Origin of the sequence: Cobetia sp. UCD-24C, from assembly GCF_001306765.1 — a bacterium.
GTDB lineage: Bacteria > Pseudomonadota > Gammaproteobacteria > Pseudomonadales > Halomonadaceae > Cobetia > Cobetia amphilecti.
Genome location: NZ_LJTD01000005.1, coordinates 158895 through 171631 on the forward strand (window position 1 = coordinate 158895; position 12737 = coordinate 171631).

Below are 12737 nucleotides of genomic sequence, written 5' to 3' on the forward strand. Positions count from 1 at the left end.
ACTCATGCCAGATACTGAGAATCAGTGACTACTGAAATACATCCCGCCCACTGAGCCAATTGAGCCGACGCGACCAAAGCCGTCATGCCCGCGGCCTTATATGACGCACATCAACGTGAGCACTTTGCGCGAGTGTCATACTGCCAGAGCGCGATGCAGGCTATGATGGCAGGCATTGGTCGGCCTCCCCGCACGCGCACGGCGCCCGCTCTCAAGCTCCCTTGCCTGACAGCGCCAGGCCTCGCGCATGTTGAAGCCAGTGCCGCCCTGCCCTTTCTGTTCTATCCCCCCTTGCCCACGGAGACTTCATGGAGCCTTGGCAACTTGTCGCCATCATGATGAGTCTGGCACTCGCCAGCTATATCCAGACCCTGACCGGTTTCGCCTTCGGTTTGATCGTGATGGGTCTGCTGGCGACCCTCGATGTGCTGCCCATCGAGAGCGCCGCATTGCTGTGTACTCTGCTGGGCCTGTTCAACAACGGGATGGCCATGCGCGGGCACTGGCGAGAGATCAATCCGCGTCTGGCACGCCGCCTGCTGGTCACCAGCCTGCCAATGTTGCCGGTGGGCTATTTCCTGGCGGTCTGGCTGGGCAGCGAAAGAGCCCCCCTGTTGGGCATGTTGCTGGGCATCGTCATCCTGATCGCCTGTCTCGCCCTGCTGGCTCAACCGGGCCCGCGTGCCACGACATCGCCACGCTGGCACTTTCATACCGCCGGTGTGCTGTCAGGCCTGATGGGGGGATTGTTCGCGGCCAATGGCCCGCCTCTGGTGGTCGTGCTCTATCGTCAGCCGATGACCCTGATCGCCATTCGCTGCACGCTGTTCGGTGTCTTCATCGTCACCGGCATCGTGCGCATGGGCCTCAGCATCGCGGCCCCGGGGCGTATCGGCGACACCCTGCCCCAGCTGCTGCTCGTGGGTCTGTCGGGTGCCCTCGTCGTGATGCTCTTCACCGAGCTGGCGCGTCGCTTCCCGCCGCCCTTGAGTGACAATCGTCTGCGCCAGGTCGCCTATGCCATTCTGCTGGTCTCGAGCGTCAATCTGATCATCAAGGGCCTGATCTGATGACTCAGACTCCACCAGCTCATGACGCGGCTGATTCAGCAGACGATGAAGGCTTCATCGAACTCTCGGAGAGCACGATTGACGCCATCAAGGCCGCGGGCAGAAAGCTTGATGAAGACGTGCAGGCGGGGCGCCTTCCTGCGGGCAGCTCGCGCTGGATGATGGCACCGTCGGGGGAACGCTTCTGCATTCGCCATTCCGGCCCAGCCCTTGATGCAGAGACTGATGAAGACACTGATGGCGAGTCTGAGCCAGACGCTGACACGCATCGCCAGTCACTGGTGACTCGCTGCTGGCAGCGTCTGCTGGCGCGCGTGAAGCGCGCAGGCGTTGCGCGAGGCTGACTCATCGACAAAAGCCCTCGATAGAGCCCTCCATACCGCTGCAACAAAAAAGGGACTGCCCATGGGCAGTCCCTTTTGTTTGCTTCATGGCCTCAAGCGCAGTCGATCACTCCACCGTGACACTCTTGGCCAGGTTGCGCGGCTGATCGACGTCGGTGCCCTTGAGCACGGCGACGTGATAGGAGAGCAGCTGCAGCGGCACCGCGTAGACGATCGGTGCGAGGAAGCGGCACACGCCCGGCACGGTGACGACGTGAACGCCCTCACCGGCCTTGAGGCTGACTTCCGGGTCCGCGAACACGAACAGCTGACCGCCGCGGGCGCGAACTTCCTGCAGGTTGGACTTCAGCTTCTCCATCAGGTCATCCATCGGCGCGACCGCCACCACCGGCATGTCTTCGTCGATCAACGCCAGCGGGCCGTGCTTGAGCTCACCGGCCGCGTAGGCTTCGGCGTGGATGTAGGAGATTTCCTTGAGCTTGAGCGCCCCTTCCATGGCGATGGGATACTGGCTGCCACGCCCGAGGAACAGGGTGTGGTGACGATGCATGAACTTCTCCGCCAGCTGCGCGATTTCCCCATCCAGCGCCAGGGATTGCTCGATCACGTGCGGCAGGTCTTTGAGGCGCATCAGCAGCTGACGGCTCAGCAGGTCATCCGTCTGACCCTCGCCCTTGGCCTGACGCAGCGCCAGGGTGGTCAGCATCAGCGCTACCAGCTGGGTGGTGAAGGCCTTGGTGGAGGCAACACCGATTTCCGGCCCGGCGTGGGTCAGCAGTGACAGGTCGGATTCACGCACCAGCGAGCTGCCCGCTACGTTGCAGATGGCAAGGCTTGCCAGATAGTGGCCGGCCTGCGGGCCTTCACGATTGAGCTTCTGGATGTCACGCAGCGCCGCCAGCGTATCGGCAGTCTCGCCGGACTGGGACAGGGTCAGGAACAGTGTCCCCGGCGCCGCGACCCGCTCGCGATAACGGAATTCCGAGGCCACCTCGACCTGAGCCGGAATGCCCGCGACCTCTTCCAGCCAGTAACGCGCCACCATGCCGGCGTGATAGCTGGTGCCACAGGCGATGATCTGTACCTGACGCACATCGGCGAACAGCTGTGTCAGGCGCGCCACATCCACGACCTGCTTGCCGCTCTCGCTGCCTTTCTCGCTGCCAGCGCTGGCGGCGAGGAAGGAATGGCGCGAGACATCGAAGGCCTCCAGACGCACGCCCTTCGGGTCCAGTCGCTCCGCCAGCGTGCGCGACAGTACACGCGGCTGCTCCATGATCTCCTTCATCATGAAGTGGCGATACTCGCCCTTGCCGGCGGCTTCGACACTGTGTTCGTAACGCACCACTTCACGCGTGACCGGCGTCAGCTCATCGCGGTCGCCGGTACGTTCCAGCACCTGGATACCCGCCGGCGTGATGGCGACCATGTCACCTTCATCGAGATAGATGAAGCGATCGGTGACCGGCAGCAGCGCCAGCGGATCGGAGGCGATGAAGTGCTCATCGATCCCCACGCCGACCACCAGCGGGCTGCCCTGACGGGCACCGACCAGCAGCTCGGGGTTGCGCTGTTCCATCACCGCCAGCGCGAAGGCGCCATCGAGACGCGCGGTGACCGCATTGACGGCCTCCGGCAGTGCCAGGCCGCTGCACAGTTCGCGATCGACCAGGTGCGCGACCACCTCGGTGTCGGTCTCGGAAGTGAAGACATAACCGGCGCCTTCCAGCTCGCCGCGTAGCGCTTCGTGGTTCTCGATGATGCCGTTGTGCACGACAGCAACCCGCTCACTGGAGAGATGCGGGTGCGCATTGTGCTGGGCAGGACGCCCGTGGGTCGCCCAACGGGTGTGCGCCACGCCGATGGCGCCGGACAGCGGCGCCTCACGCAGCTCGTCTTCCAGCGCACGCACCTTGCCCACGGCACGCGCACGACGCAGCTCTCCGGCAGGGTCGATGACCGCCACGCCGGCGGAGTCATACCCGCGGTATTCGAGGCGATGCAGCCCCTCGATCAGAATCTTGCTGATATCACGCTGAGCCAGACCGGCAACGATGCCACACATGAGAAATTCCTCTACTGCGTGCCACCCTCATGGAGAGCGTGGCACGACTGAATGGATGTCTTTCAGGGAGTGCGTACGCAGATCAGGTACGCGTGCTGAATCTTTCAGCGACGTTCAATGCCCGCTTGAGCACTGACGCCTGGGCTGGGATGCCAAGCCGCAAGCTCAAGCCTGATTCAGCAGCAGGGTGTCACCGCGGCCGACCGCGTAGTACATCAGGCCAGCGGCCTTCATGGCAGAAGGCTCGAACAGGTTGCGGCCATCGACCACCACCGGGAAGCCGAGCTGGGACTTCAGCCACTCGCCGTCCAGGGTGCGGAATTCCTTCCACTCGGTGCAGATCACCAGCGCATCGGCGCCCTTGACCGCCTGCTGACGGTCCGCGACCAGTACCAGCTCATCGCGCTCGCCGTAGATGCGGCGGCATTCCTTCATCGCTTCCGGGTCATAGGCCTGCACGGTCGCGCCAGCCGCCCACAGCGCTTCCATCAGCGTGCGGCTCGGCGCATCGCGCATGTCGTCGGTGTTGGGCTTGAAGGCCAGCCCCCAGACGGCAATGGTCTTGCCCTTGAGGTCGCCATCGAAGGCCCGCGACAGCTTGTCGAACAGCGTGACCTTCTGGCGCTTGTTGACGGATTCCACGGCGGTCAGCAGCTCGGCTTCATAGCCGATCTGGCTGGCAGTACGTGCCAGCGCCTGGACATCCTTCGGGAAGCAGGAGCCGCCATAGCCACAGCCCGGATAGATGAAGTGGTAACCGATACGCGGGTCACTGCCGATGCCGCGACGCACTTCCTCGATGTCCGCACCCAGGCGCTCGGCCAGGTTGGAAATCTCGTTCATGAAGCTGATCTTGGTCGCCAGCATGGCGTTGGCGGCGTACTTGGTCAGCTCGGCGGCGCGCACATCCATGAACATCAGCTTTTCATGGTTGCGGTTGTAGGGGGCGTAGCATTCGCGCATGCGCTCACGCACCGCTTCGGAATCGGTGCCGACCACGATGCGCGCGCCACGCGTGAAATCGTCCAGCGCCGCGCCTTCCTTGAGGAATTCCGGGTTGGAGCAGACATCGAAATCGACGCTTGCACCACGGTCCTTGAGCACGTCGTTGACCCGTGCCTTGACGCGGTCCGCCGTGCCCACCGGCACGGTGGACTTGTCGATGATGACCTTGTAGTCATTCATGTGCTCGCCGATGGTGGTGGCGACGGACAGCACGTACTTGAGGTCAGCGCTGCCGTCTTCATCCGGCGGCGTGCCCACGGCGATGAACTGCAGCACGCCATGCTCGACGGCTTCACGCGCGTCGGTGGTGAAGCTCAGGCGACCGGCTTCCACGTTGCGCAGCAACATGCCTTCCAGGCCCGGCTCATAGATGGGAATCTCGCCCTGCTTGAGACCCTCGATCTTGGCGGCGTCCACATCCATGCACACTACGTCGTGGCCGACGTCGGCCAGGCAGGTACCCGTGACCAGACCGACATAACCGCTTCCAAAAATCGTGATCTTCATTGATGTCATCCTTGCTGGCCTTGTCGCCAGATCGTGTCGTGATACTCAAAGTGAAACGAGGCAATGACGGCTGAATCCTGTGCACATCTGACGGCTTTTCAGCGGCAATCGAGGTGGACTTCAGGGCATTTCGCCGTAAAGTTCTGTTCCCTCATGACTCCCTCGGGTTTCCCTCGGGTCTCTCTCAAGAGATGTCTTCGCAGGCGGAATTTCCCGCCTTCATTGGCCGAAAAAGAAATGCCGACAGTGTCCTGTGCAAGAGGATCCCCCCGCATTGAACAGCGATATTTCGTGACTGCGGCGCGAGGTTACCCAACCCACGGGCCAGAAGGCTCGCAGGGTGATTGCAGGTAGACTGCAGATAGCTCGCAGGGAAAAGACGCGCCGCTTGAGTCAGTGACGGGCAATCATCGCTGCCCGAAGTGTGGCTCTGTTATAAAGCAACTTCGTGAAAAGTCATCCTGTCGGGCGCAATATGATCCAAAACATGACCCTATATAACTTGTGACTTATCTTTCTGATCCTGCCTGTCGCAACTTCCCTGATATGCCGCTTGATCAATTGACTACCCGGGCGGCAATGGCCATCTCATGGATGGCCATGCCTTCGCGCTAGAGTCGTCATCAAATCAGAACCGTCAGTCAATGAGAGCCATCAGCGGCGCGGCAGCCATCAGCGAAAGTAATGCTTCGCGAAGGTCGCCAGGTGGCCATGCTTCATGGCGACCGGCGCCTTGCGCAGGAAAAAGGCCAATGACAACGGCGAGAAACGACTGCCGGTAGCGCGGGCAAACATGCGCCCCTTGGTGCGCGCCTTGGCCGGCGTGCTGTAGAAATCGCTGCCGGAGGTGACCCCCGCATGGGCGACGATGCCCAGATTGGCACGCATCAGACGCGCGCCCTGACGACGCGCATCGCTCAGCACGATGAACTCCTCGCCGGAGGGCTGATCGGTGCCCAGGCCGAACTGCTCATCGAAGCGAGCATGGAACTGGCAGAGATCCAGCGCCATGTCGACCGAGCGCACGCGCGCCAGTGACATCAGGCTGTGGGTCTTGAAGGACACCGGCGGCGCGGGCCGATCCGGGTCTCGCTCATGCAGCGGGAAGGCCTTGACGTGGGGGAAGCTGATCGCGGCCGCTTCGGTGCAGGTGAAGGCTTCCATCACCAGCGCGACAGCCTGGGGGTGCAGCTCGATGTCGTCATCCAGCACATAGGCGTAGCGCGTGGCACAGGCGGCCAGCGCCGTGTTGCGACTCTTCGACAGCCCCCGCCCGTCGATCGCCAGGTACTCGAAACGGCTATCGAAATTGGCCAGCGTGTACTCGCGATATTGCTCGCGGCTTGCAGGGTCTGACAGCTGATGCACGATCAAAAAGCGCGCCCCGGGCAGCGCATCATGACGTGGCACGCTGTAGAGGCCGTCATCCAGGGTCGAGATCAGGAAGGTCAGCTCCGGCACCTGGCGACGCGCGCTGTCATCCACCTGGCGTGCCCCGACCAGCACGCGCGGGCGCGAATCGAGGGTCGGCTGCGCGCTTGCATCGGCGTGGCGGGAAGCCGCCGTGGACTCGGTGGAAGGTGTCGCGGACGCCGCGACATCCTGTTCAACGATGTTTTGCATAACCGTTCACCGCGTAATGGACAAAGTTGCGACTGGCGCTGATCACATCCATCCCCAGCACCTCACGATACAGACGCCACTGATAGGCGGCGGCCTTGAACTTGTTGGACGACACGCTGCTCTCGCGACGCGTATAGCGCGCCAGCGGTTCCGGCATGCCCTGCGCCGGGCCCAGCTGACCGATGATGATCAGCCACAGCGCCAGGTCCTGACGCTTGCGGATCGTCGGCATGTAGAAGCGCCCATAACGACCGGCGTCATAGATGGCGGTCAGGCAGCCGATGGAGTTGGAGCGCAGCATGTCGTCACGCGTCAGGCGCTCGGGCGGCGCGAAGTACGAGACGTGCTCGCCCTGCTCATCGACCATCTCGTAGCCGGTGTAGGAGAGCCCGGCACCGGTATCCTGCATGAAGGCGATCTGGCGTTCGATCTTCTCGGGCAGCCAGGCATCGTCGGCATCCAGAAAGGCGATGTAGCGGCCCTTGGCCTCGGCGATGGCACGGTTGCGAGCCCGGCCCGGGCCGCCGTTGGTGTCGGTTTCCAGCACGCGGATCTCGACGCCAGCGGTGTCCAGCGCCGCGAAGTCGTCACGCAGACGACTGGCGGCGCCGTCCGGCGAGGCATCGTCGCTGATCAGGATCTCGCGTACCGGCTCGCTCTGGGCCAGTACCGAGTCGACGGCGGCGTGCAGGCGGCGGTCATAGCCGTAGTTGGGCATGATGACGGAGACATCAGCCATGGGCCTTCTCCTCAAGCGGCTGTCGCTGAACGCGACGCGAGTGTGTGTCTGGGCGCGTGTCTGCGGATGAGTCCTGACGCGCTTGCTCGGTAGTCGCCGCATCGCCGGGCGTCGGCGGCGCGAGACGCGAGATCAGACGCTGATATTGCGGCAACACCGCGTGCGCGCTGTAGCGGTCAAAGCTCTGCCAGGCACCGTTCGAGAGACGCAGCAGAAGCTCGTCATCGAACTCGAGGCGCGCCAGCTCGTGGGCAAACTCCGCGATGATGGCGGCATCCTCACTGCCATCCGCTTCCGCGCTGAGCATCCCGTCACGGCCATGCTCGATCAGCGCCAGCGGGCCGGAACGCACCGGGCGCGACAGGCACGGCAGCCCCTCACGCTTGGCCTCGATCACGTTCATCGGCAGGCATTCGCGCTCCGAGGTCAGCAGCAACAGGCGTGCACGCCGCAGCTCGTGGGAGACGTCCCTGAGCGCGCCGGTGAACAGCACCTGAGTACCGGCAGGCACCGTGCTGTCGTTGGCGCCCTGGAAGACGCGCAGGCCCAGCTCGTTGCACAGCGCCAGCAGGCGTTCACGCTCCGGGCCGTCACCGACCACCACCAGGCGACCGCGACGGTAGCCGGAATCCGCGAAGGCACGAATCGCCAGATCGAGGCGCTTGATCGGCGCCAGACGCCCGACCATCACCACATCGACCTGATGCTCGCAGCCGCTGCGTGCCTCGTCCGCCCGCTGGTCATCCAGATAATTGGGAATCACCGTCGGCGTGAGGCCGCGGCGACGCCAGCATTCGGCATCGACCTCATTGAGCACCTGCAGCACGTCGAGGTGGCGATAGGCCAACTGCTTGACGATGCGCTTGGCACGGCGGTCGTGATGATAGGCGCTGTGCTCCTGGGCGATGATGCGCGTGCGCGGACGCGGGCGCCCCTCGCCATCGACGCCACCGGTACCGCGTGCCGCCAGCTGCGCCGCCAGATGGAAGGCGAAGTAGCCGCTGACCATCACCTCGATCCGCTCCTCCAGCATCAGGCGACGCAGATGCGTCACCCAATGGCGGAAGTTCTGGCGCGTGCCGGTGGCCGGCAGCCCGAGGGTACGATATTCGACACCCTCCAGACGCCCCCAGTAGGGCTCGCCTTCGCGCACCGAGACCAGCGTGACCCGGTGGCTGGCGCTCAGGTCCCGCGCCAGACCATGCATCACCTTCTCGACGCCACCACAGGCACTGATGTCCTGAATCAACAGAGCGACATGTGCCATATCAGGCTCCTCGCACGACAGGCTCGCTGTCGTGAGCGGCAGTCGCGCTGTTGTCGCCGGCAGGCGCATCCGCGGCCATGGCAGCGGCCGCCTCGGCAGCAGCTGGCTTGGGCGCCACCGGTGCCGGGAAGGCAGCGTCATTGAGCTTCAATTCACGCTGACCCCAGACGCCGGCACGTCCCGGTGCACGGCGCAGGAAGTCACGCGTGATGTCGGCGGTGATCGCCAGCTTCTCGGCGATGACCTTCTCGGCCAGCGCCGGGAAGGCCTTGTCGGCGACCAGCTGTTCGATATCGGCCACGATGCGTGCCGGGTCGAAGTTCTCGATGTCCTGCACGCTGTCGCCGAGACCGAAGTCACGCATGATGCCCGGCGCCTTGGGGCCACAGTAGGACAGGGCGTAGACCGGCGTGCCGGACATCAGCGCGAAGATGACCGAGTGGAAGCGGGTGCCGACCAGGAACTGGGCATCGCGGTAGAGATCGACCAGCGCGTCCGGGCTCGGATCGCCCTGCACCAGCTCGATACGCGTGGCGAGGTCTTCCCCGCCCGCCGTTGCCAAGGCCTTCTGCAGATGATCGAACACCAGCTGGGAGATGCGCTGGTCATTCTCGATATCGGTCGGGCCCAGCACGTGCGGTACCACCAGCAGGCGCTCGATACCCAGACGCTCGCGGGATTCCAGCAGTGAGCGCGACAGCACCTCGACACGCTCGGCGAAGGCTTGCTGATCCAGCCCCCACCAGTCGCGCAGGGTGATCACGGCGTACGGCGAGGCCACGCCATTCGGCGCCTTGACCGCGGCATGCTCGTCGCTGGCACGCGGGGCCATGGCGAAGGCCATGTCGGTGCCCAGCAGCGCGTGCGGCAGCTTCGGGTCGGCCTTCTGGGTCATGGCGTGGGTGATTTCCTCACGCGAGACCACCAGGCAATCGCTCAGGGTGCGCAGGAAGAAGCGCTCCTGGGCCGGGGTCTTGAACGGGCCGAAGGAGTGCCCCAGCAGCAAGACGCGCTTGCCGGCCTTGCGGGCCAGCATCACCGGCGCCAGATAGCCGATCAGCGCCAGCCATGAGGACAGCGTCTTCTTGAAGCTGCCGTTGTGGAAGATATGACCGCCCTTGACGACCACCAGGTCCGCGGCGTCGATGATGTCGTTGCCACTCTTGCCCTGCTTGCCGAACATCATCTTGGCGCCCAGGCCAAGCAGCGAGGTCACGAAGCGCAGCTTGTCACGCATCGGCGGCATCAGCGGCTGGCCGACGGTGACGCGTTCACGGTAGCGGCGACGAATATGGCGGAACGGGCCGCGCTCGGTGGCGAACACCTGATCATCGATGGGCAGGATGTCGATGCGGTGGCCTTCGGCCTTGGCCACGCCGGCGCCGGAGACATCGCTGCGGCCCTGTTCGGCATCGATCAGCTGATCGAGAAAGTCGATGGTGCCTATCAGGATGGCGGAGTCGCCCTTGTTGTCGTCATGCCATCCGTGCGTCATGCATATCTTGGCCATGCTGTTCGTCCTTCTGTCCGTAATGTCGCGATTCGAACGCGCGATGCCTGGGGCTGTGTCTGCATGCCCGGCATCGCCGTCATGTCATCAACCGGAAGGCACAGATGCTGACCTTCCGATTCCTGCTGCGCTCGTGAAGCCCGGTCAGTCTCAGGCACTCGCCGCAGCATTGTCTTCGTGTGCCTTGCCACCGCGGGAGAGTGATGGCTGAAAGAGGACCGCCATCGCCAGCATCACCACTTCGGCGGCGACCGGCACACACAGGAAGAGGCTGTAGAGATCGACGCCCAGAAGGCTGCCGGTGTCGCCGGACGCGTTGCCCAGCGAGTGATTGAGCGCCGCGATCGCAAGGCCCCCGCCGACCACCAGCGTGGCGCCGGTGCTCTGGCACAGCAGGCGCTTGCCGTTGAGGCGCAGCGCGGCCAGACGCGTGAAGGCACAGGTGACGAAGGCGTGCACCAGATAGACCAGCGCGAAGGCGCGCAGCGTCAGGGTCAGGCGCGGGTAAGCGCCGCTCAGGAAGTGTTCCGCCAGCCATGGCGCGATCAGCGCCAGTCCTCCCGCCACCGGCAGCGCGAAGCCACTGGCGATGGCCAGGTACTCCTTGAGGCGCGCATCGCCGTGGGTCAGCTTGGGCAGGTAGTAGCGATACAGGCTGGTGGGAAACACATAGAGTGCGAACACGATGGAGGTCACCACCGAGACACTGGCCACCTGAGCGGGCGCAAAGGCGAGCCCGGCCAGAATCACCCAGGCCTGCAGGTAGGCGAACGACATCAGATTGTTGTAGAGAAAGCCGCGACCGCGCGCGAAATCCGCCTTGCTCGGCAGGCGACGCTGGCCCGCGCCCTCTTGGTCCGCGCCCTCATGGCCCGCCGCCGCGTCGGCCTCGGCCCGGGCATCCGCTAGCGCATCACGCGACAGCCACATGCCCAGCGCCATCACGATGACCAGCGCGATGGCGCTGACCATCACGAAGGTCGGCACCGGCGCCAGGCCGAACATGCCGGCGGGGGTGGTCAGCTCGGCGCTGAATTCGGCGCCGGTCAGCAGCGCGACGCCCTGATGATAGAGCGCCGGACCTGCCGCGCAGGCCACCGCGATCGCCACCGCCAGCGATATCAGCACCGTCATCAGATTGACGCGCCCAAGGCGCTCCTGACGCTGCAGGCGCGAATTGACCATCTGCAGGCCGACCTGCTCTGCCCCGGCACGCAGGGCACAGAAGGCGAAGATGAAGGCAGACAGCCCCAGCAGCGGTGCGATGCCCACGGCGAAGGCGATGGCCAGCAAGGCGTAGAGGCCGATGCCGACGCCCATCCAGCGGCGCAGCGCCGCGCCACTGGCACCATCTTCGGTGACCAGCAGCACCTCGTTGCCGCCCATGCGCGCCAGCACGCCCAGCAACACCGCATAGTTGAGGGCCAGGGCATATTCCCCGAAGGCCTCAGGCGCCACGGCTCGCGCCAGCAGCAGGCCCGCCGCGGACGACAGGCCACGCGCCATCAGGTTGAACAGCGAGAAGATCAGCGCTTCGCTCATGACTGACCTCCATTGCCGACCACCAGTGCTTCATCGCTCAAGAAATAGAATTGGTAGTTGTTCAAGAAATCATGATCCTGATTGCCGGCCGCCACCTTCAGCGACATGAAGAACAACGCCATCATCAGCGCACCGCTGATCAGACTGGGCAGCAGCTTGTCGCGGAAGTGCTCGATGACGTCACAGATGACGAAGATGGCAAACGGCAGGAAGTAGTAGCTGGCGCGGGCCACGTGCTCACCATAGGTGATGAACAGGGTGTAGAGCGCCACGCCGATGAACATCAGATTGAAGGCCCAGGGGTCCAGTGACAGGCGGAAATGCTTCCAGAGTCCCAGCGTCCCCAGGCAGATCAGCAGATAGATGACATAGAGCTTCTGCCCGCCCCCGGAAAAATCCTCGAAGTAGTGGGCATAGAGCCCCAGCGCGCTGAGTGCGCTCTTGGCCAGCGGTCCTGCCACGAAACACAGCGGCAGCAGCCCCAGATAGACCCAGAAGGGATAGGCACGTCGCAGCAGCGGGTAGAGCACCAGCAACGGCAGATACAGCGCCAGGGTGTAGTGGAAGCTGGTGCCAACGAGCATCAGCACCAGCGCCGGCAGCCGCATGTCACGCTCCAGACTGGCCATCGCCACCATGAACAGGGCGATCGCCACGTGCTGCTTGACGAAGCCGAAGGCCGAGAGATAGATCAGCGGCAGGCAGACGAAGAACAGCAGGCACCAGGCCAGATTGCGACGGCTCATGACCAGTGCCGAGACGAAGCACGACACGTAGAGGATGGCGGTGATGATGAAGAACAGCTGCGGCTCGCCCCAGGCCCGCGCCATGCGTGCCAGGGCGGCAGGTGCGGGCTCGAGAAAGCTCAGGTCGACCTGCCAGGTGGCCATCTGGCGGTACGAGAAGTAGTCGTACCCTGCGTCGTAACGCAGTGCCATGAACGCCAGACACAGCCCACCGGCCAACCAGGCACCCACCATGCGGGTGCGCTCGTTGGCGGCCAGCGGCAGGATTGCCACCAGCAGGGCCATGAAGCCGACGTAATAGCCACTGACGGTCAGCATG

General features: G+C 64.1%; 9 protein-coding genes. 1 reads left to right on the forward strand and 8 read right to left on the reverse strand.

Annotated elements, in window-relative coordinates:
* The first annotated feature begins 308 nt into the window (after positions 1–308).
* On the forward strand, positions 309–1070 hold the full coding sequence (locus AOG28_RS09405) for a sulfite exporter TauE/SafE family protein (RefSeq protein WP_054556253.1): 762 nt from the start codon (positions 309–311) through the stop codon (positions 1068–1070).
* 450 nt (positions 1071–1520) lie between these two features.
* Here the strand turns inward: AOG28_RS09405 and glmS are convergent, their stop codons facing one another.
* The 8 genes from glmS to AOG28_RS09450 form a co-directional block, all read right to left on the reverse strand.
* Entirely contained in the window at positions 1521–3479 is a 1959-nt protein-coding gene (gene glmS / locus AOG28_RS09415) for a glutamine--fructose-6-phosphate transaminase (isomerizing) (RefSeq protein WP_054556255.1), read from the reverse strand.
* Between the two features lie 165 nt (positions 3480–3644).
* The gene (locus AOG28_RS09420; RefSeq protein ID WP_054556256.1) at positions 3645–4991 is read right to left on the reverse strand and encodes a UDP-glucose dehydrogenase family protein; all 1347 of its coding nucleotides are present in this window, start codon (positions 4989–4991) and stop codon (positions 3645–3647) included.
* A 672-nt stretch (positions 4992–5663) separates the two neighbouring features.
* A complete protein-coding gene (locus tag AOG28_RS09425; protein WP_054556257.1) occupies positions 5664–6614 on the reverse strand; it encodes a glycosyltransferase family A protein in 951 nt (316 codons plus the stop codon).
* A complete protein-coding gene (locus AOG28_RS09430; protein ID WP_043334128.1) occupies positions 6598–7353 on the reverse strand; it encodes a glycosyltransferase family 2 protein in 756 nt (251 codons plus the stop codon). The genes AOG28_RS09425 and AOG28_RS09430 overlap by 17 nt, the downstream gene beginning before the upstream one ends.
* Positions 7346–8620, reverse strand: coding sequence for a glycosyltransferase (locus AOG28_RS09435; RefSeq protein ID WP_054556258.1), 1275 nt, complete (start codon positions 8618–8620; stop codon positions 7346–7348). The genes AOG28_RS09430 and AOG28_RS09435 overlap by 8 nt, the downstream gene beginning before the upstream one ends.
* Before the next feature lies 1 nt (position 8621).
* On the reverse strand, positions 8622–10130 hold the full coding sequence (locus AOG28_RS09440; RefSeq protein WP_054556259.1) for a polysaccharide pyruvyl transferase family protein: 1509 nt from the start codon (positions 10128–10130) through the stop codon (positions 8622–8624).
* Positions 10131–10280: 150 nt separating this feature from the next.
* The gene (locus AOG28_RS09445) at positions 10281–11672 is read right to left on the reverse strand and encodes a hypothetical protein (protein WP_054556260.1); all 1392 of its coding nucleotides are present in this window, start codon (positions 11670–11672) and stop codon (positions 10281–10283) included.
* The gene (locus AOG28_RS09450; RefSeq protein ID WP_054556261.1) at positions 11669–12736 is read right to left on the reverse strand and encodes an EpsG family protein; all 1068 of its coding nucleotides are present in this window, start codon (positions 12734–12736) and stop codon (positions 11669–11671) included. Before AOG28_RS09450 ends, AOG28_RS09445 begins: the two co-directional genes overlap by 4 nt.
* Position 12737 lies beyond the last annotated feature (1 nt).